Source organism: Pseudomonas sp. PDM17, from assembly GCF_014851985.1.
In the GTDB taxonomy this organism is placed as follows: Bacteria; Pseudomonadota; Gammaproteobacteria; order Pseudomonadales; family Pseudomonadaceae; genus Pseudomonas.
Map to the genome: position 1 here is coordinate 10,038 of NZ_JACVAT010000008.1, position 22,037 is coordinate 32,074.

3 protein-coding genes are annotated in these 22,037 nt (G+C 68.9%); all 3 read right to left on the reverse strand.

Annotated features, from left to right (window positions below; all coding sequences use genetic code 11):
* Positions 1-333 precede the first annotated feature (333 nt).
* From IB256_RS25220 to IB256_RS25230, 3 genes are read right to left on the reverse strand one after another with little or no spacing between them, the layout of a single operon-like run.
* A complete protein-coding gene (locus IB256_RS25220) occupies positions 334-1,296 on the reverse strand; it encodes an alpha/beta hydrolase (RefSeq protein WP_192404534.1) in 963 nt (320 codons plus the stop codon).
* On the reverse strand, positions 1,293-9,176 hold the full coding sequence (locus IB256_RS25225; protein ID WP_192404536.1) for a non-ribosomal peptide synthetase: 7,884 nt from the start codon (positions 9,174-9,176) through the stop codon (positions 1,293-1,295). The genes IB256_RS25220 and IB256_RS25225 overlap by 4 nt, the downstream gene beginning before the upstream one ends.
* Positions 9,176-21,943, reverse strand: coding sequence for a non-ribosomal peptide synthase/polyketide synthase (locus IB256_RS25230; protein WP_192404538.1), 12,768 nt, complete (start codon positions 21,941-21,943; stop codon positions 9,176-9,178). The genes IB256_RS25225 and IB256_RS25230 overlap by 1 nt, the downstream gene beginning before the upstream one ends.
* Positions 21,944-22,037 lie beyond the last annotated feature (94 nt).

Genomic DNA, 22,037 nt, shown 5'->3' on the forward strand with positions numbered 1-22,037 from the left:
CGCGAGAGCTGCGATGGGCCAGGGATGGCCCTTCGCAGCGTGCCCCTGAAACTTCGCTTCAACGAGGGTATTTTTCGCCTAAGCGAAAAACCGGATGTCCGGGGCAAGCCTTTTGGTTACTTTTCGGCGTTTGGAAAAGTGACTCGCCCGAGGGGGCGAAACAGGAAGTCCGGGCGCACGCCGAAGCGACGCAGAAATACCCAAGCCAACGCAGCAATACAGGACCAACATCGGAGCGGAGGAAGGCGCCGGCCATGCCGGCGGATCGCGGGCATGGCCCGCTCCTACAGGTTGAAGTCGATGATCCGGGTTATGCAGCAGCAGGCCGCCGGCTTACCAACGGGCAGCGAGGAACTCGGCCACGCGCCGGTAATACCCCTCCACCTCCGGCACCAGGTTGCCCATGCGCAGGAAGTCGTGGGTCATCCCGCAGCAGCGCTCCGCCTCCACTTCCACGCCCTGCTCCACCAGCGCGCGGGCGTAGGCCAGGCCTTCGTCCAGCAACGGATCGAACTCGGCCGCGAACAGCAAGGCCGGCGCGCTACCTTGCAAAGCAGCACCGGCATGGACCGGAGAGCAGCGCCAATCACCTCGCTGCGCAACGTCAGGCATGTACTGCTGATAGAACCAGTCCAGGCTGGCCGTCTCCAGCAGATAGCCCTCGGCAAACAGTTCCTCCGACTCAGTGCGCGCGCTGGCGTCCGCCGCCGGATAGAACAGCAACTGCGCGCAGGGCTGCTCCGCCCCCTCGCCTGCCAGCTCGGCGCAGAGCACGGTGGCCAGTGTCGCGCCGGCACTGTCGCCACCGACGGCAAGGCGGCGCGGACTCAGGCCGAGGCTGGCAGCCGCGTTCAGCAGCCAGTTCCAGGCATCACGCGCGTCGAAGGTCGCCGCCGGGAACGGCGCCTCCGGCGCCAACCGGTAACCCACCGAAATCACCGCGCAATCGCAGTGCTTCGCCAGCCACCGGCACAGCCCGTCATGGGAATCCAGGCTGCCGACCGTGTAGCCGCCGCCATGGAAATACAGGATCGCCCCATCGCCAGAACCGGCAGGCCGGTACAGGCGGACAGGCAGCTGCCGGCCCTCGCGCGCCGGGATCAGCAGCGCTTCCACCGGCATCGACGGCGCCCCGGCCTTGAGTGATTCTGAGGAGGCCTCGAAGTCCTGCCGCGCCTGCTCCAGCGGCAATTCGTGCAACGCCGGGCGCCCCGTGCGGCGGCCGTCGTCGACCATGTCCAGGAAGGCGGAAATCTCCGGGTGCAGCATGCCGACCTCAATCATCAATGCGTTCATACCGTGGCTTGCTCCTTGCGCGCGCCGCTTTCCACCTGGGCGCAGCAATGGCCGATCACCCCTTCCAGTTCCGTGCGCAGCTGCGCCATCAGCGACTCGATGCGCGACGGGCGGAACACCCGGCGACTGAACATGCAGCGCAGGGTCAGCTCGCCGTCATAGACCTGGCCGACAATCTCCAGCCAGTTGTTCATCGGCGTGCTGGCGGCGTAGGTGTCGCCGGGCTTCTCCTGCAGCGGTACGAACAGCGCCTTGTCGTCGAAGCTCTGGTCGAACTGGCCGAGGTAGTTGAAGGTGACGCGCGGCTCGGCGCGGGCGGCAAGCTGGCGGCGCAGCGCACTGTCGCCCAGGTAGCGCAAGGCGCCATAGCCAATGCCCTTGTCCGGCACCGCGCGCAGTTGCTGGCGGATCGCCGGGATGGCCTGGGCGTAGTCGCCCTGCCCCGGCGTCAGGCGCAGCGGGAACAGGCTGGTGAACCAGCCCAGGGTACGGCTGTGGTCGACTTCGTCGAGGACATCCTCGCGGCCGTGGCCTTCCAGGCCGATCAGCACGGATTGGCTGTCGCACCAGTGGCACAGGGTGCGACCAAGGGCAGTCAGCAGCAGATCGTTGATCTGCGTGCGGTAGGCCTCTGGCGCCACCTTCAGCAGGCGCTGGGTCTGCTGGCGGTCCAGGCGCAGGAACAGCTGCTCCAGGTGCGTCATGCGCTCGGCGCCGCGCGGGTTGTCGCGTTGCGGCTCGCCAAGGCCAGCGCTGTCGGTCTGTTCCAGCCAATACGGCAGGTCGGCCTGGGCCAGTTGGCTGTCGGCGTAGTCGCGCAGGCCTTCGGCCCAGGCGCGGTAGGCGCTGGTGCGTTCGAAGATCGGCGCCGGCTCGCCAATGAGCTGCGCGGCATAACGCTGTTGCAGCTCCTCCAGCAGGATGCGCCAGGACACGCCGTCCACGCCCAGGTGGTGGATCACCAGCAGCAGACGCTGGCTGCCATCGGCCATGTCGGTGAGCACGCCGCGCAGCAGCCGGCCTTCGCCCAATTCCAGGCTACGTTGCGCCTGGTTGGCGATCAGCAATGCCTCCTCGGCGTTCGCCGCCTGCCGCTGCCAGAGCAGCGCACCGGTGATCTCGCTGGCCTCGCGATAGCGCTGGCGCCACAGGCCGTCAGCCCCTTGGGCGAACGACAGGCGCAGGCTGCCGTGCTCGGCCAGCAGGCCTTGCAGCGCCGCTTCCAGCGCCTCGGCGTCGAGGCGCTGGCGGCACTCCAGCAGCACCGCCTGGTTGAAGTGGTTCGGCTCCTCCAGCTGCTGCTCGAACATCCATTGCTGGATCGGCACCAGGCCGAAGGATTCGCCATCGTCGGCCACCGCCACAGACACTGTTGGCGCTGCCTCGGCGACGCTCTCGGCGCGCTCCAGCAGGCCGGCGATGGTCTGGTACTGCAGCAGGTCGCGCAGGCGGATTTCCACGCCCTCGCCCAGCGCCTGGCGGGCGCGGGAGACGATCTGCAGGCTGAGGATGGAGTCGCCGCCCAGGTCGAAGAAGTTGTCGCGGATGCCGACGCGCTCCACTTGCAGCACGTCCTGCCAGATGACCGCCAGCGCGCGCTCGCGCTCGTTTCGCGGTGCCTCGTAGGCCTCGCCCTTCCAGGTCGGCTCGGGCAGCGCCTTGCGGTCGATCTTGCCGTTAGGCGACAGCGGGAAACGCTCCAGCCGGAGGATCTGCGCGGGCACCATGTAGTCCGGCACCTGCTCGCGGAGGAAGCTGCGCAGCGCATCGCCTTCCGCTGCGCCGACCACGTAGCCGACCAACTGCTTGCCGCTGATACCGTCGCGGGCCACCACCAGCGCCTCGCTGACCTGCGGGTGATCCTGCAGGCGCGCCTCGATCTCGCCCAACTCGATACGGAAGCCGCGAATCTTCACCTGATGATCGATGCGCCCGACGTAGTCGATCACGCCATCAGCGCGGCCGCGCACCAGGTCGCCACTGCGGTACAGGCGACCGCCTTGCGAGAGGTCGAACGGATCGGCGACGAAGCGCTCGGCGGTCAGCCCGGCGCGCTCGTGGTAGCCGCGCGCCAGGCCATCACCGCCGATGTACAGCTCGCCGGCCACACCCAGTGGCACCTGGCGCAACTGCTCATCGAGGATGTACAGCTTGCGCGCGCCGACGCCCTTGCCGATGGGCGCATAGGCGGCATCGCAGTCCGTCGTGCGGTCGGCCTTCCACAGCAGCGGCGTGACCACGGTTTCCGTGGGGCCGTAGCCGTTGATCAGGTGCTCGGCCCGCAACGCGCGCTTGGCCAGCTCGAAGCTGGCGTTGGGCACCGCGTCGCCGCCGAAGCAGTAGATGCGCACCGGCGGCGGGTTGCCGTCACGCAGCGCATGTTCGGCCAGTTGCTGCAGGTACACCGGCGGGAAGGCCGCCACGCTCACCTGCTTGTCGTGCAGTACGCGGTAGGTCTGCTCCGGCGTCCACAGCTCGTCGCCGCGCAGCACAAGGCTGCCGCCATGTACCAGGGTAGTCAGCCAACGCTCGTGGGCGCCGTCGAAGGCGAAGGACATGAAGTGCAGCTCGCGGGTCGCAGCATCCATCCGGTACAGCTCGCCGATGGCCGCACAATGCATGGCCAGCGGGCCATGGCTGACTGCAACGCCCTTGGGCTTGCCGGTGGAACCGGAGGTGTAGATCAGGTAGGCGAGGTTTTCCGGCTCCAGCGCCACCACCGGCAGATCGCTGTCTTCGCCGGTGAGGTCGAGGCTGTCGAGCTCCAGGCAGGTCACGCCCGCCGGCAGCGGCAGGCGCTCGCGCAGGCGGTTGTCGGTGATCAGCAGCGCGATGCCGGCATCGGCCATCTGGAATTCCAGGCGCTCGCGCGGGTACTCGGCGTCCAGCGGCACGTAGGCGCCGCCAGCCTTGAGCACCGCCAGCAGCGCCAGCGGAATGCGCACGCTGCGCGGCAAGGCCACGCCAACGCGGACTTCCGGGCCAACACCGAGGGCCATCAGGCGATGGGCCAGGCGGTTGGAGTCGCGCTCCAGCGCCGCGTAGTCGATCTCCTCGTCGCCACAGATCAGCGCCACCTCATCGCCACGCAGCGCAGCCTGGCGGGCGATGGCCAGGTGCACCGGCTCGGCCGGCGGCAGCGACTGGTGCGGGCCACGACAGGCAGCCAGGGCCGCACGGTCGCTGGCGGACAGGCATTGCAGTTCGCCGACGCGCTTGCCGGCGCCGTGCAGCAGGCTCTCCAGCACCTGCTCCATATTGCCGCGCAGGCGCGTTACGGCGGCTGCGCTGAAGTGCGCACGCAGGTACTGGTACTCGATCTCAAGGCGTTCGCCGACACGCACGGCAAGGTCCATGGGGATGCTGGTCTCGTCCTTCGACTTCAGCTCGCCGAAACGCGGCCCCTGGGCGCTGCGCAGCACCTCGTCGACCGGATAGTTCTCGAACACGATGATGCTGTCGAACAGCGCCTGCCCGGCCTGACCGGCCCAGCGCTGGATGTCGTACAGCGGCGTGTGCTCGAACTCGCGGACGTCCAGGTTGTAGGCCTGCAGCTCGCGAAGCCAGTCGCCGAGGTCGGCTTGCTCTGCCGGCGCCTGGACGATGGGCAACGTGTTGATGAACAGCCCCAGCAGGCTGTCGGCGCCGGCCAGTTGCGCAGGACGCCCGGCCACGGTGGCGCCGAAGGCCACGCGCTGCTGCCCGGTGTAGCGTTGCAGCAGGAGGATCCACGCCGCCTGCACCAGGGTATTGAGCGTTACCCGCTGGCTGCGGGCGAAGGCCTTCAGGCGTTCGGTGGCCGCCGCGTCGTAGCGGCTGTATTCCAGGCCGTGGCCGCTGCCTTCGACCGGGCGCGCCAGGCTGTCGGCGAGTACGGTGGGCTGGGCAAAGCCTTGCAGGCGACCGCTCCAGAAGTTCTGGGCCTGCTGCTGGTCCTGCACCTGCAGCCAGTGGATGTAGTCGCGGTAGCGGCCCTGCTCGGCGATGCTCTCGCCGTTGTAGCGGCGCAATGCTTCGGCAAACAGCTGGGCGTTGCTCCAGCCGTCGAGCAGGATGTGGTGGTGGGTGTAGATCAGCTGGTGGCTGGCCTCGGCGCTGCGCACCAGCACCAGCCGCAGCAGCGGCGGGCGTTCCAGGTCGAAGCTGCGGCTGCGCTCGGCGGCGGCCAGTTCGTCCAGTGCCGCGTCCATGTCCTCGCGGCCGCGCCAGTCGAGCACCTCCAGCGGCAGCTCGACGTGTTTGTGCACGGCCTGCACCGGTTGATCCAGCCCCTGCCAATGCACACCGGCACGCAGGTTGTCGTGGGCATCCAGCGCGGCCTGCCAGGCGGCACGGAAGCGCTCCACGTCCAGGTCCTGCACCTCCACGCGCAGCTGGTTGACGTAGACACCGCCCTCACTGCCGTCCACGCCGTGGAACAGCATGCCCTGCTGCATCGGCGACAGCGGGTAGAGGTCTTCGATCTGGTCTGGATTCAGACCGAGTGCGGCCAGCTGTGCGGCGTCCGGGGCTTCGAGAGCGGCGACGGCAACGGGTACTTCGGCCGCAACGAAATCACCGGCCACGCGGGCCAGCGCCTGCAATGTCTGGTGCTGGAACAGGTCCTTCGGGCTCAGTTGCAGGCCGGCGGCACGGGCTCGGCTGACCACCTGGATGGAGACGATCGAGTCGCCGCCCAGCTCGAAGAAGTTATCGTCCAGCCCCACGCGATCAAGGCCGAGCACGGCGCACCAGATGGCCGCCAGGGTTTGCTCGCGTTCGCTTTCCGGCGCGCGGTAGGTCTTCTGCAACAGGCTGAAGTCCGGCTCCGGCAGCGCCTTGCGGTCAAGTTTGCCGTTGGGGGTCAGCGGCATGCGTTCGAGCTGGACGATCTGCGCGGGAACCATGTAGTCCGGCAACTCTTCCAGCAACGCGGTGCGCAGGTCGCAGTCGATGTGCCCGGTGACGTAGCCCACCAGTTGCTTGACCTGCCCCGCATCTCGGGCGATCACCACCGCCTCGCGCACGCCGGGCTGGCCGAGCAGGCGCGATTCGATCTCGCCCAGCTCGATGCGGAAGCCGCGGATCTTCACCTGATGATCGATGCGGCCGAGGTATTCCAGCACGCCGTCAGCGCGCCAGCGCGCGAGGTCGCCGGTGCGGTACATGCGCGCGTTTCGCTCCGAGCTGAATGGGTCAGCAACGAAGCGCTCGTTGGTCAGTTCCGGGCGCCCATGGTAGCCGCGCGCCAGGCCGTCGCCGGCGATGTACAGCTCGCCCGCCACGCCGATGGGTGCGGGTTGCAGCTCGCCATCGAGGATGTACAGCTGGGTGTTGGCGATAGGTTTGCCGAGCAGTACGCGGGCGCCCTTTTCTATCTTCCAGGCCGCCGACCAGATGGTGGTTTCGGTGGGTCCGTAGAGGTTCCACAGCGCTTCTGTTTGTGCGGTGAGCTTGTCCGCCAGCTCAGCAGACAACGCTTCGCCGCCGCAGAAGAAACGGCAGCCGGTCAGGCGCGGGAAGTCCTCGTGGCCACTGAGCAGAGTCCAGGTGCTGGGGGTCGCCTGGATCACCGTCACGCCTTGCTCCAGCGCCACCCCGAGCAGGCGCGACGGGTCGCGGGCGACGTCGCGGTCGACCAGCACCACACGGCCGCCGACCAGCAGCGGCAGGTACAGCTCCAGCGCGGAGATATCGAAGGACAGCGAGGTCAGCGCAAGCACGCGGTCCTGCGCGTTCAGGCCCGGCTCGCGGGCCATGCTCAGCATGAAGTTGACCACCCCGACGTGGCGAACGGCGACGCCCTTGGGCTTGCCGGTGGAGCCAGAGGTATAGATGACGTAGGCCAGATCATCCGGCTTGGCGAGGTTTGCCAGATCGTTGTCGGCGTAGCCATCCAGCTGCGCCCAGTCGCGGTCCAGGCAGAACGCGCGGGCACCCGTCTGCGGCAGCTCGCCGAGCAGGACTTGCTGGGTCAGCAGCAGGCGCACGCCGCCGTCTTCGAGCATGTGCGCCAGGCGTTCGGCGGGGAATTCCGGGTCCAGCGGCACGTAGGCGCCGCCGGCCTTGAGCACCGCCAGCAGCGCCACCGGCAGCTCCACCGAGCGTTCCAGCGCGACGCCCACACGGCTGTCCGGGCCGACGCCCTGCTCGCGCAGCCAGTGCGCGAGGCGGTTGGCGCGGCTGTTCAGCTCGGCGTAGCTGAAGCTGCGCTGGCCATCGGTGAGCGCCACGTCGGCAGGCGAGCGCTGCACCTGCTGTTCGATCAGCTGGTGCATGCAGGTATCGCGCGGGTAGTCCATCGCGGTGGTATTCCAGCCGTAGAGCAGTTGCTCGCGCTCGCTGCCGTCCAGCAACGGCAGGCGCGCCACCGGGCATTGCGGGTCGCGCACCAGGGCCTGCAGCAGGTTGAGGAAGTGCCCGCCCAGGCGTTCGATGGTCGCCGTGTCGAACTGGTCGGTGGCGTACATGAACTGCCCGCGCACCTGGCCGTCACGGCTTTCCTCGGTGTTCAGGGTCAGGTCGAACTTGGCGATACCGCTGTCCAGCTCCAGGCTTTCCAGCTGCAGGCCACCGGGCAGCTCGCGCAAGGCGTCGCGGCGACTCGGCTGGTGGTTGCAGGCCACCTGGAACAGCGGGTTGTAGCTCAGACTGCGCTCGGGCTGCAGGGCATCCACCAGTTGTTCGAACGGCAGGTCCGGGTTGGCCTGGGCACCCAGCACCGCTTCGCGGGTGCGGGCGAGGAAGGTGTTGAAGGATTCGTCGCCGTCGATGCGTGCGGACAGCACCTGGGTATTCACGAAGAAGCCGATCAGCCTTTCGCTCTCGGCGCGGCCACGGCCGGCGATGGGCACGCCCACACGCAGCTCGCGCTGGCCGCTGTAGCGCGACAACAGCAGCTGGTAGGCCGCAAGGATCAGCATGAACAGCGTGGCGCCCTGCCCGCGCGCCAGTTCGCGCAGGGAATCGCTGAGCGCGCGGGGCAGTTCGAAGTCCAGCGTCGCACCGCGATAGCTCTGCACCAGCGGGCGCGGCCGGTAGCCCGGCAAGGTCAGCAGCAGGGACTCATCACCCAACTGCTCCTTCCAGTAGTTCAGCTGCCGCTCGCCTTCGCCGGCCGACAGCCACAGGCGCTGCCAGCGGGCAATATCACTGTACTGGATCGGCAAGGCTTCCAGCTCGGCCCGGGTGCCCTGCACTTCGGCACCGTAGAGAGCAGCGAATTCATCGATCAGCACGCCGATGGACCAGCCGTCGGCAATGATGTGGTGCAGGTTTACCAGCAGCAGCGCCTCGCCCGGCAGGCGTGCCAGGTGCAGGCGCAGCAGCGGGCCTTCTGCCAGATCGAAGCAGCGCTGGGCGCACTCGTTGAGCCATTGCCGCGCCCCGGCTTCGCTGCCGAAATCCTTCGCCTCCAGATGCGCCGGGCCCGGAGGCAGGACGCATTGCAGCACCTCGCCATCCGGCTCCTGTAGGGCGCTTAACGCGCCAGCGTTATCCGCCGCCGCACTCTGCCCAGCCTGCGGCGGATGACGCTGCGCGTCATTCGCCCTACGAGAGCGGTCCTCTGCGCTGCGGAATACGGTGCGCAGGCTTTCATGGCGCGCGATCAGCGCGGCGAAGGCGCGCTCCAGCGCACCCTCGTCCAGCACACCGCGCAGGCGCACGGCGGCGGGAATGTTGTAGGCGGCGCTGTGCGGTTCCATCTGCCAGAGGAACCACAAGCGCGCCTGGGCTGCCGAGAGCGGCGCGTGCTCGCGCCCCTCGCGCAGGATCGGCAGGCGCGACAGGCTCACGCCTTTCTCGCGCAGCTGGCGCAGGAAGACGATCTGCTTGTCCTCGGGCAGCGCGCCAAGGCGCTCCGCGACCTGTTTCAGCTGGGCGTCCATCGGTTGACTCATTACAGGTTCTCCAGCTCGCCGAGCAGTTCGTCCATCAGGTCCAGTTCCTCTTCCGCGCTGGCGGCGCCTGCCCGCTGGGCTTCGATCCAGGCGGCCAGCGCCTCGATATTGCTCAGCTCGAACAGGCGGTGCAGCGGCAGTTCCAGGCCCAGGCGCTGACGCAGGGTCAGGCCGACCTGGGTGAGCAACAGCGAATGGCCGCCCAGTTCGAAGAAGTCGTCGTGCAGGCCGACGCGGTCCACCTGCAGCACGTGCTGCCAGATGCCGGCCAGTTCGACTTCCAGGTCGCTGCGCGGCGCCATGTACTCGCGCAGGCTGTCGCCCAGCTGCGGGTCCGGCAGGGCCTTGCGGTCAAGCTTGCCGTTGGGCGACAGCGGCATGGCGTCGAGGGCGATGATTCGCGACGGCACCATGTAGTCCGGCAATTCGCCTTGCAGCGCCTGACGCAGGGCTTCGGGCTCGGCGCTGGCGACCACGTAGGCCAGCAGCACGCCGTCCTTCGCCACCACCACCGCTTCGCTGACCTGCGGATGGGCCTGCAGGCGCGCCTCGATTTCGCCCAGTTCGATACGCAGGCCGCGAATCTTCACCTGGTGATCGAGACGGCCGAGGTATTCGATGGCGCCGTCTTCGCGCTGGCGAGCCAGATCGCCGGTACGGTACAGGCGTTCTCCACTGCCGAACGGGTCGGCAATGAAACGCTCGGCAGTCAGGCCGGGACGCGCGTGGTAACCGCGCGCCAGGCCCACACCACCGATGTACAGCTCGCCGGCCACGCCTCGCGGCACCGGTTCCAGGCGCTCGTCCAGCAGCACCAGGCGCAGGTTGTCGATGGGCCGGCCGATGGGCACGACCTGCCGCGCGTTGTCCTCGTCGCAGGCCCAGAAGCTGACGTCGATCGCCGCCTCGGTCGGGCCGTAGAGGTTGTGCAGCTTCGCACTGCTGCGCTGGCGGAACTGCTGTTGCAGCTCATAGGGCAGCGCCTCGCCGGAGCACATCACCTGCAGCAGCGACGGGCAGCGCTCCAGTTCACCGGAGGCGACGAAGGTCTGCAGCATCGACGGCACGAAGTGCAGCGTGGTGACCTGCCCCGCCTCGATCACCTGACGCAGCGCCAGCGGATCGCGATGCGCGCCGGGCGCGGCGACCACCAGGGCGGCGCCGGTCAGCAGCGGCCAGAAGAACTCCCACACCGACACGTCGAAGCTGAACGGGGTCTTCTGCAGCACGCGATCGGAGGCGTCCAGCGCGTAGGCCTTCTGCATCCAGTTCAGGCGATTGACCAGCGCGCGATGGCTGTTGCCGGCGCCCTTGGGCTTGCCGGTGGAGCCGGAGGTGTAGATCAGGTACGCCAGGTTCTGCGGGCTGCCGGCGCTGGCCGGATTCTGCTCGGAGGCCGTGGCGATCTCGCCCCACTGGCTGTCCAGGCAGATCAGCTCAGCAGTGCTCGCCGGCAGGCGATCCAGCAGGTGCTGCTGGGTCAGCAGCAGGCTCACGCCGCTGTCGCTCAGCATGTGCTGCAGGCGTTCCTGCGGGTAGTCCGGGTCCATCGGCACGTAGGCGCCGCCGGCCTTGACGATGCCCAGCAGGGCCACCACCAGTTCCACCGAACGCTCGGCGGCCACACCGACCAGTACGTCCGGGCCGACGCCCTGACCACGCAACCAGTGCGCGAGCTGGTTGGCACGGGCATTGAGCTGGGCGTAGCTCAGGCGCTCATCACCGAATTGTACGGCCAGCGCCTCCGGGGTCGCGGCGACCTGCCGCTCGATCAGCTCCTGCAGTTGCACGTCGGCGGGGAATTTCGCCTCGGTGTCGTTGAAACGCTGCAGCAGCTCGTTGCGCTCGGCATGGGCCAGTTGGCTGACCCGGCCCAACGGGCGCTCGGCGTCTTCCACCAGGGCCAGCAACAGGTGCTCGAAGTGCCCGCGCAGCTGCTCGATCTGGCTCGCGCTGAGACGGTCGGTGCGGTAGGTGTAGCGCACATCCAGCTGTTCGCCGGCACTGGTCACCAGGGCCAGGGCGTAGTTGGTGCCGTCCACCGGGTGGTGGTCGAGGATGCGCAGGTCGTCCTCGCTGGAGGACGCCAGCGCCGCATCCATGGGGAAGTTCTCGAACACGATGATGCTGTCGAACAGCGCCTGCCCGCCGCGGCCAGCCCAGCGCTGGATGTCGTACAGCGGTGTGTGCTCGAACTCGCGTACGTCGAGGTTGAAGGATTGCAGCTCGCGCAGCCAGTCGCCGACGCGCTGGGCGTCATCCGGCGCCTGGACAATCGGCAGGGTGTTGATGAACAGGCCAAGGCTCTCTTCCGCTCCCGGCAGCGTGGCCGGGCGCCCCGCCACGGTGGCGCCGAAGGTCACGCTGCGCTGCCCGCAGTAGCGTTGCAGCAGCAGCGCCCACGCGCCCTGCACCAGGGTGTTGAGGGTGACGCGCTGGGCCTGGGCGAAGCGCTGCAGCGGCGCGCTGTCGAGGCGGCTGTGCAGCTCGCACAGCGGCTCCTCGCGGAAACCGGCGCTGCAGGCGGTGGCCAGCAGGGTCGGCTCGTCGAAGCCCTTCAGGCGCTCGCGCCAGAAGCTCTCGCCCGCCGCGCCGTCCTGGGCGTGCAGCCAGCCGATGTAGTCGCCGTACTGCGCCGCCGGCGCCGACAGTGCTTCGCCACGGTAGAGCGCGAGCACTTCGCCGATCAGCCGCGCGCTGCTCCAGCCATCCAGCAGCAGGTGGTGGCAGGTCCAGATCAGGTGGTAGCGGCGCTCGCCCAGGCGTACCAGCGCCAGGCGTTGCAACGGCGGCTTGGCCAGGTCGAAGCCAAGGTTGCGTTGCGCGTCAGCGACGTTTTCAAGCTGTTGCTCACTCACCTGCTGGTCGCGCCAGTCGAAGGACTGCACCGGCAACTGCGCGTCGCGCAGGACGAACTGCAACGGCGCCGCGTCGGCACCGGCGAGGAAGCCGGTGCGCAGGTTGGCGTGGCGGGCGATGACCGCGCGCCAGGCGTCCAGGAAACGCACCTCGTCGAGGCCGTCCAGGTCGACCCGCAGCTGATTGACGTAGAGCGAGGAGCCCGGCACGTCGAGGGCATGGAACAGCATGCCCTGCTGCATCGGCGACAGCGGATAGAGGTCTTCCACCCCGGCCGGCAGCGGCATTGCGTCGAGCTGTTGCTGATCGAGACCGAGCAGCGGCAGCTCATTTGCGCCGAGCTTGTGGGGATGGCTCAGGCAGTAAGCGACCAGTGCTTGCAGTTCGGCGCGCAGCAGCGCTTGCAGCTCGTCGATGTCCGCCGCGTCGAACATGGCGCTGCTATAGGTGACTTCCAGGCTCAGCTCGCCGCCGAGCACGCGGCCGGCATAGACCAGCGCGTTGCCCAGCGCAGCGTTCAGCGGCTGGCTGCGGCCCACGCCTTCGAAGGCCGGCAGGAAATCGGCGTCAGCGAAGGCCTGGTCGAGCTGGCCGAGGTAGTTGAAGGTCACCTGCGGCGCCGGCAGGTCACGCAGGCTGGCGGCGTGCTGGCTGAGGTAGCGCAGCTGGCCGTAGCCGATGCCGGCGCGCGGCAGATTGCGCAGGTGTTCGCGGGTGGCGCGCAGGTCCGCACCCGGCTCGCCGCCGGCTTGCAGGCGGACGGGATAGAGCGCAGTGAACCAGCCCACGGAGCGGCTCAGGTCCAGCGCTGCTTCGCCGTCGAAGGCGTCGCGGCCGTGGCCTTCCATCTCCACCAGCGCAGAGCTTTCACCGGTCCAGGCGCAGAGGGCGCGGGCCAGCGCGGTCAGCAGCAGGTCGTTGATCTGCAGGCGCTGCGCTTTCAGTGCCGGGCCGAGCAGTTGGCGGGTGGTCTCGACATCGAGGCTGAAGCGCGCGTTGGCGGCTTCCTTCCAGGTGGCCGGGGCGCCGCTGCGGGCGCGGGTCAGACGCGGCGCATCGTGCAGCTCGGCCTGCCAGTAGCCAAGCTCAGCCGCCGCGCCATTGGCAGCCGCCTGCTGGCGGGCGCTCCAGGCCTGGTAGCTGTCGCTGCGCGGCAGTGCAGCGGGGGTGCGGCCGGCGCGCAGTTCGCGGTAGGCGTACTGCAGGTCTTCCAGCAGGATGCGCCACGACACGCCATCCACCGCCAGGTGATGGATCACCAGCAGCAGGCGCTCGCTGCCGTCTGCAAGGCCGACTTGCATGGCGCGCAGCAGCGGGCCGTTGGCGATATCCAGGCTGGCCTGGGCGTCGTCGCACAGGCGCTCCAGGGTTTGCGCGTCTGCCGCGCGGCGGCGCCACAGCAGCGTCATATCCAGCGGGCCGTGTTCGGCGTAACGCTGGCGGCTGCCGTCGAAGCGCAGGCGCAGCGCGTCGTGCTGGCCGACCAGCCAGTGCAGTGCGCGGGCGAGGACGTCACCGTCCAGCGCTTCACGCGGTTGCAGCAGCAAAGCCTGGTTCCAATGGTGGCGCTGGGCGCTCGGCACGCGCTCGAAGAAGCGCGCCTGTACCGGCGATAGCGCCACCTCACCGCTAACCGAAACGACCGGCGCAGCTGCTGCCGGCGCGGCCGGAGCGCGGCTTTCCAGCCACTGCGCCAATTGGCGAACGCTCTGCCGCTCGAACAGCTGTTTCGGGCTGAGCTTGTAACCCAGCTTGCGGATGCGCGCGATGATCTGCAGGCTGAGGATGGAGTCGCCGCCCAGCTCGAAGAAGTTGTCTTCGGCACCAACGCGCTCGACCTTCAGCACTGCCTGCCAGATATCGGCGATGCGCTGCTCCAGCTCGCTCAGCGGCGTGCTGTCGGCTGCCTTGGTAGCCACTTCGACGCGTGGCAGCGCCTTGCGGTCGACCTTGCCGTTGGCGTTCAAAGGCAGGCGTTCCAGCAGCATCAACTGGGCCGGCAGCAGGTATTCAGGGACAGCGGCGGCCAGGGCTTCGCGCAGGCTTTCCACGCTCCGCCCCTCAGCCACGGCCCAGGCCAGCAACTTCATCGGGCCGTCGTTGTCACGCTCGGCCAGCGCTACGGCATCACGTACGCCGGGCAGGCGCTTGAGCGCTTGCGCCAGTTCACCCGGCTCGACGCGGTAACCACGGATCTTCACCTGGTCATCGACGCGGCCGAGGAATTCCACGACGCCGCGACGGCTCAGCCGCACGCGGTCGCCACTGCGGTACAGGCGCTCGCCCTCAATCGCCACGAAGCGCTCGGCGGTCATTTCCGGCAGGCCGAGGTAACCCAGCGCCAGGCCCGCGCCGCCGATGTACAGCTCGCCGGGCACGCCCGGCAGCAGGTCGCGGCCGCTCTCGTCAAGCACGCGAATGGCACTGTTGGCCAGCGGCGTACCGATGGGCAGGCTGCCTGCCGGCAGGTCGTCCAGCAGCGACCATTCGTGGGTCAGCACGCCCACGGTGGATTCACTGGGGCCGTAGTGGTTGACGATGCGCAGCTTGGGCGCCAGCTCGCGGATCGGCTGCAGCAGCGCGCGGTCGCAGGCTTCACCGCCTACCACCAGCAGACGCCGCGGCAGCACGGCGGCAGCGCTGGGCGCGGCGGCCAGCAGGCCGGCGAGATGACTGGGGACGATCTTCAACACGTCCACGTCCTGCATGAACGCGGCAAAACGCTCGGCATCGGCCACGGCCTGGGCATCCGCCAGGTGCAGGCGACCGCCGCCGCACAGCGCGCCGAACAGCGTGGTGTGGCCGAGGTCGGCAGCCACCGAGGAGACCATCGCCATGCCCAGGCCCCGGGCGCGGCCCTGGTCCAGTTGCAGGCGTTCGAGCACGGCCTGCACATAGTTGGCGAGCGCCGCGTGGCTGACGCGCACGCCCTTGGGTTGGCCTGTCGAGCCGGACGTGAAGATCACATAGGCAGCCTGCTGCGGGTCGATGCTCCGCGCAGGCGCGGCAGCGCTATCCTGCTCCGGGCCACCGGCCGGGATCAGCGTGGCGGCGTCGCCGAAGGTCGCCAGCAGCGCGGCATCACTCACCAGCACGCGGCCGATGCCGTTGTCGGCGAGCAACTGGCGCAGACGCTCGGCCGGTTGCGCCGGGTCCAGCGGCACATAGGTGGCGCCGGCCTTGAGCACGCCCAGCAGCAGGAGCACCCACTGCGCGCTGCGCTCCTGGCAGAGGGCGATGCACTCGCCCAGCTCCACGCCGCTGGCGATCAGCGCGTTGGCCAGGCGGTTGCTGCGCTGGTCCAGCTCGGCGTAGCTGTAGCGGATGCTGTCGTCCTGCACGGCGATGGCGTCCGGCTGCGCGGCGACCTGCGCGGCAAACAGGCCGAGTACGTCGGATTGCGGCCATTGCCGGGTCTCACCGCGACGGCGCGAAGCCACCGGGCGCGGCAGTTCGCCAAGGGCGCGCTGCGGTTCGGCGCACAGCTGGCGCAGCAGCGCTTCGAACTGGCCGGCGATGGCGGCGACGCTGTCCTCGTCGAACAGGTCGCGGGCATAGACGAAGCTACCGCGCAGTTCATCGCCCGGCTGGCCGCTGGCGTCCAGCGCCTCGGCCATGTCCAGGGCGAGGTCGAAGCGCGCGCCGTACTGTTCCTCGCTGAACAGTTCCAGCTTCAGCGCGCCGGCATCGGGCAGGCGGCTGACGTCGAAGCCGAAGTTGAACTTCACCTGCACCAGCGGGTTGTAGGCCAGGCTGCGCTCGGGCTGCAGGGCTTCCACTAGTTGTTCGAACGGCAGGTCCTGGTGCGCCTGGGCGCCCAGGGCCAGCGGCTTGAGGCGGGCCAGCAGCGCGGCGAAGGATTCGTCGTCAGCCAGCGCGCAGGGCATGACCTGGGTGTTGACGAAGAAGCCGATCAGCCCTTCGGTTTCCAGCTGCTGGCGGTTGGCGATGGGCACTGCGACGCGCAGGTCGCGCTGGCCGCTGTAGCGTTGCATCAGCACCGCGTAGGCACCGAGCAGCAACATGAACAGAGTGACGTCCTGCTTGCGGGCCAGTTGCTTGAGTCGACCGCCGAGGTCGGCGTCCAGGCTGAAGCCGAGGCTGCCGCCACGATAGCTCTGCACCGCCGGGCGCGGGCGGTCGGCAGCCAGTTCCAGGACGGGCGTTTCGAGGCTCAGCTGCTCGGTCCACCAGCTCAGCTGACGCAGGCCCTCCTCGCCCGCCAGCAGCTCGCGCTGCCACTGGGCGTAGTCGGCGTATTGCACCGGCAGCTCCGGCAGTTGCAGTTCTTCGCCTGCTGCGAAGGCGCCGTAGAGGCGACTGAATTCGTCCACCAGCACGCGGATCGACCAGCCATCGGAGACGATGTGGTGCATCGTCAGCAGCAATACATGGTCGGCATCGGCCAGCTTGATAAGGGTCAGGCGCAGCAGCGGGCCATTGCGCAGGTCGAACGGATGCTGTGCTTCTTCCTCGGCCAGTTGGCGCGCGGCGCTTTCGGCTTCTTTCTCATCGGACAGATCGACCCGCGCGAGGTCCAGGGGCTGCGCCGGCTGGATGCGCTGGAAGGCCTGGCCGTCCACCTCATCGAAGGTGGTGCGCAGGGTTTCGTGGCGCGCCACCAGGGCATCGAAGGCACGGCGCAGCGCAGACTCGTCGAGCTGGCCGCGCAGGCGCAGCGCACCCGGCACGTTGTAGGCGGCGCTGGTCGGTTCCATCTGCCAGAAGAACCACAGGCGGCTCTGGGCGGCGGATAGCGGCAGGTCGCCGTCGCGGGCCACGGCGCGCAGTGCCGGGCGAGCGCTGGGCGCAAGAGCCGTCAGCCGTGCAGCGAATTCGTCCAGGCGGCTGGCTTCGAACAGGTCGCGCAGCGGCACTTCGCAGCCCAGGTCACGGCGCAGACGGGAGATGACTTGCGTGGCCAGCAGTGAGTGGCCGCCCAGCTCGAAGAAGTCGTCCTCGCGGCCCACCGCAGGCACGCCGAGCACTTCCGCCCAGACAGCCGCGACGCGGCTTTCCAGACCCTCGCGCGGGGCTTCGGCGGTGCTGGCGGCTTCCTGCAGCTCGGGCAGTGTTTTACGGTCGATCTTGCCGTTGGCATTGAGCGGCATCTGCTCCAGCACGAGGATGCGCGACGGCACCATGTAGTCCGGCAGCTGTGCACGCAGGGCGGCTTTCAGTGCATCTTCGGCGAGGCTGTCACCACAGACATAACCCAGCAGGCGCTTGCCACGCTCGCTGTCGCGGGCGATTACCGCCGCTTCGCGCACGCCGGGCAGCGCGCGCAGGCGGGCTTCGATCTCGCCCGGCTCGATACGGAAGCCACGAATCTTCACCTGCTGGTCGACGCGGCCGAGGTAGTCCAGCGCGCCGTCTTCACGCCAACGCACGCGGTCGCCGCTGCGGTACAGGCGGAGGCCGTCTGCATAAGGGTCGGCCACGAAGCGTTCGGCGGTCATGCCGGCGCGCTGGTGGTAACCACGGGCCAGGCCGTGGCCGCCGATGTACAGCTCGCCGGCCACACCGCGCGGCAGCGGCTGGAGGCGGTCGTCGAGGATGTACAGGCTGCGTTCGCCGACCACTTCGCCGATGGGCGCGTAGGCCGCGCCGCAAGTCGTGTGTGCGTCGGCTTTCCACAGCAGGGGGGTGACCACGGTTTCGGTCGGGCCGTAGCCGTTGATCAGGTGTTCGGGTTTGAGCGCCCGGTGCGCCAGGTGATAAGCCGCTTCCGGCACCGCATCACCGCCAAAGCAGTAGATGCGCATGCCCGGCGCGTGACCGGTGATCAGAGCTTGTTCAGCCAACTGCTGCAGGTAGGCCGGCGGGAAGGCGGCGACCGTCACGGCATGGCGGCGCAGCTGGTCCAGGGTCTGCTCGGCGGTCCACAGCGCGTCATTGCGGATCAGCAGGCTGCCACCGTGGGACAGCGCGGTGAGCCAGCGTTCGTGGGCGCCGTCGAAGGCAAAGGACATGAAGATCAGCTCGCGGTCCGCCTCGCTCATGGCGTAGCGCCGGCCGATGGCGCGGCAGTGCGCGGCGATCTCGCCGTGGGCGACGGCAACGCCCTTGGGCTGGCCGGTGGAGCCGGAGGTGTAGATCAGGTAGGCGAGGTTCTGCGCCTGAACGCGCAGCAGCGGGCGCACGGCCAGGGCGTTGCCGAGGTCGGCCTCTTCCAGCACCAGACGCTCGACACCTACGGGCAGCGGCAGGCGTTCGGCCAGCTCGGCGTTGGTCAGCAGCAGGTCGACGCCGGCGTCCTGCATCAGCCAGGCCAGGCGCTCTTCGGGGTAGTCGATGTCCAGCGGCAGGTAGGCGCCGCCGGCTTTCATGACAGCCAGCAGGGCCAGCGGGATGTCCACGCCGCGCGGCAGGGCCACGGCGACTCGGCGCTCGGCGCCGATTCCGCGCTGGATCAGGCGTTGCGCCAGGCGGTTGGAGCGATCCTCCAGTTCGGCGAAGTTTACCTCGCGCTGCTCGTCGATCAGCGCGACCTTGGCCGGATGGCGGCGGGCCTGGGCGGCGATGGTCTCGCTCAGCGCCTCGAAGGCCGGCGCGTCACTGGCCACGGCGATGCTCCAGTCACTGGCGGGCAGCCAGTCGCGGGCGTCCAGCACGGCGTCGGCATTGAGCTGCGGCAAGGCGCGCAGCAGGTCGAGGAAGTGCCCGACGAGGCGCTGCATGCCATTGGCGGCGTACCGCTCGCGGGCATAGCAGAAGCTCAGCCGCAGGGTCTGTTCGCCCTCGCGGACCCGCAGCACCAGATCGAAGGGCGTTTCCAGGTCGATCTGTTCCAGTTCTTCCACGCTGACGCCGGGCAGGCCGTTGCCGGCTCGCGGCTGCCACTGGTGGTCGAAGGCGACCTGGCACAGCGGGTGGCGGCCGTGGCCGCGTTCGGGTTGCAGCGCCTCCACCAGTTGCTCGAACGGCAGACCCTGGTGCGCCTGGGCTTGCAGGAGGTCGTCGCGCAGTTGGCGGAGCACGCCGCGCAGGCTGGCACCTTCGGGCAGCTCGCTGCGCAGCACCAGCAGGTTGACGAAGAAGCCGACCAGTCGCTCGCTGTCGAGCTGCTCGCGGCCGGCCTGGGTCAGGCCGATGCGCAGATCGTGCTGGCCGCTGTAGCGCTGCAGCAGCAGGTTGTAGGCGCTGAGCAGGAGCATCGGCAGGGTCGCGCCGTGGGCCTGGGCCAGGCTGCGCAATTTGCCGGTCAGCTCGGCGTCCACTTCGCGTTCGATCAGCTCGGCGCTCTGGCCTTTTTCACCCGTCGTAAAAGGCAGCTCCAGCGGCGAGTGCTGGTTGCCCAGGCGCTCGCTCCACCAGTCCAGCAGGCGCGCGCCCTCACCCGCTTCCAGCTTGTTCTGCTGGGCGGCGGCGAGGTCGAGGTACTGGCGCGGTAGTGCCGGCAGCACGGGCTCGCGCTGTTCGACGATGGCGCGGTAGCACTCGGCAAACTCGTCCAGCAGCAGGTTCAGCGACCAGCCGTCGGCAATGATGTGATGCACGCAGAGCAGCAGCGCCTGGCGGCCACCGCCGAGGTTCTGCAGGCGCAGGCGCAGCAGCGGGCCGCTGGCCAGATCGAAGGGCTGCGCGGCGAAGGCAGTGGCGTCCTCGCGGGCGGCGATGTCGCGGCGGGCGTTGCCCAGGGAGCTGAAGTCGCTCTCGGCCAGCTCCACTTGCGCAGCGTCGGACAGGCTCAGCGACACCTCGCCATCGGGCTGTTCGATGAAGCGGCTGCGCAGGGTTTCATGGCGGCCCAGCAGCACGGCGAAGGCTTGCTCCACGGCCGGGCGGCGCAGTTCACCGCGCAGGTTCATGCGCCCGGCGATGTGGTAGACGGCGCTTTCCGGCTCCAGCTTCCAGAGGAACCACAGGCGGCGCTGGGCCGGCGACAGCGGCAGCAGGCCGTCACGCGGGACCTGCGGCACGCTTTCAACTTCAGCAGTCGGCAGGGCTGCCAGGGCGGCGGCGAAGGCGCCGAGCTCCGGCGCTTCGAACAGCAGGCGCAATTCCACGGCGCGGCCGAGGCGCTCGCGCAGGCGCGCCATCAGCTGGGTGGCCTTGATCGAGTTGCCGCCCAGGGCGAAGAAGTTGTCGTCGCGGCGGATCGCCGGCAGCTCCAGCACTTCGCTCCACAGCGCGGCGATGGCTTGCTCTTCAGCAGACAGTGGTGCGACCGGCTTGGCGCTGGCGCCATCGCTGATCGGCTCGCCAGCGCGCTGGATAGCGTAGGCCTGCAGGCTGCCGTCGAGCAGCTGGGTGCGGCAGGCCGAGCGTTGCAACTTGCCGCTGGAGGTCTTGGGCAAGGCACCCGGTTCCAGCAGCGCCACCACCAGCGGCGCTTCCTGGAAGGTTTCCGCCACGGCGGCGGAGATGGCTTTCGCCAGCGCCTCGGCGGAGATCAGCTTGCGCACGCTGCGCCCGACTTCGGCGGCGATGCCGATGCCCTCGCGGCCCTGATGCTCGATGGCGAAGGCAGAGACGCGGCCCTTGCGCACCAGGTCCACCTCTTCCTCGACGCAGCGTTCCAGGTCCTGCGGGTAGAGGTTCTGGCCACGGACGATGAGCATGTCCTTGAGGCGACCGGTGACGAAGAGTTCGTCGTTGTGCAGGAAGCCCAGGTCGCCGGTGCGCAGCCAGGTGCGGCCGTCCTTTTCGACGAAGGTGCGCGCGCTGGCTTCCGGGTTGCGCCAGTAGCCAAGGGCAACGCTGGGGCCGCTGCTCCAGATTTCGCCGACGCGGTCAGGGCCGAGGCATTCACCACTCACCGGGTCGACCAGCTGGATTTCATGGTCGGGCTGGGCCCGGCCGCAATTGATCAGCGAGGTGCCGCGCCCCGGGCGGGCGATGTTCTCGCCCAGGGCATCGAGGTTCACTTCCAGCTGGCCGATACCGTCGCCGCGTACGCCGCCGGTGACGAACAGGGTCGCTTCGGCGAGGCCGTAGCAGGCGTAGAAGGATGAGGCGTCGAACTGCGCCGGGGCGAACCAGGCGGCAAAGCGCTCCAGGGTATCCGGGCGGATCGGCTCGGAGCCGGAGAAGGCCACGCGCCATGTGCTCAGGTCGAGACCTTCCATGGCCGCCTCGTTGACGCGCTCGCAGCACAGGCGGTAGGCGAAGTCCGGCCCGCCGCTGACGGTGCCGCCGAAGCGGGCGATGGCTTCCAGCCAACGGCGCGGGCGCTCGAGGAAGTAGCGCGGCGACATCAGTACGCATTCGATACCACTGTAGATCGGTTGCAGCAGGCCGCCGATCAGGCCCATGTCGTGGAACAGCGGCAGCCAGCTGACGATCACGTCGTCGTCACCGATGCCGAAGCCGTGGCGGATCAGGCGCTCGTTGGCCACCAGGTTGCCGTGGCTGACCTGCACGCCCTTGGGCGTCGAGGTGGAGCCGGAGGTGTATTGCAGGAAGGCGATGTCGTCGTCGGCCAGTTCGGGCATCTGCCACTCGACGGCCAGCGCCGGGTCGGCCTGGTCCACCGCCAGCAGCAGCGGGCTGTCGCCGTTCTCGCGCTCGCAGGCCGGGCGCAGGGCGTCGATCAGCGTGGAGTCGGTGAGCACCAGGCTCGGTTCGGCGTCATCGAGGATCGAACGCAGGCGCGCCAGGTGCTGCGGGCGCACGGACTCCGGCGGATAGGCCGGCACGGCGATGATTCCCGAATAGAGGCAGGCGAAGAACGCGGTGACGTACTCCGGGCCGCTGGGCAGCAACAATACGGCGCGGTCGCCGTGCTGGCCGTGGCGCAGCATCCAGGCGGCCATGGCGCGGGCGCGCTCGTCCAGCTCGCGGAAGCTGATGGGCTGTTCGACATTCTCGGCGATGAATCGCAGGGCAGTCTTGCGCGGCATTTCGCAGGCGCGTTGCAGCAGGGCCTCGACCAGGTTTCCTGCGGCTTCGTAACGGTCGTTCATGACATCACCTGTTCTGTCGGCGGGCGCATGGGCCCGCCGGAGGGAAATTCGTGGGGTGTACCGGGGGATGGCCGTCGCAGGCGCTTCCCGGGTA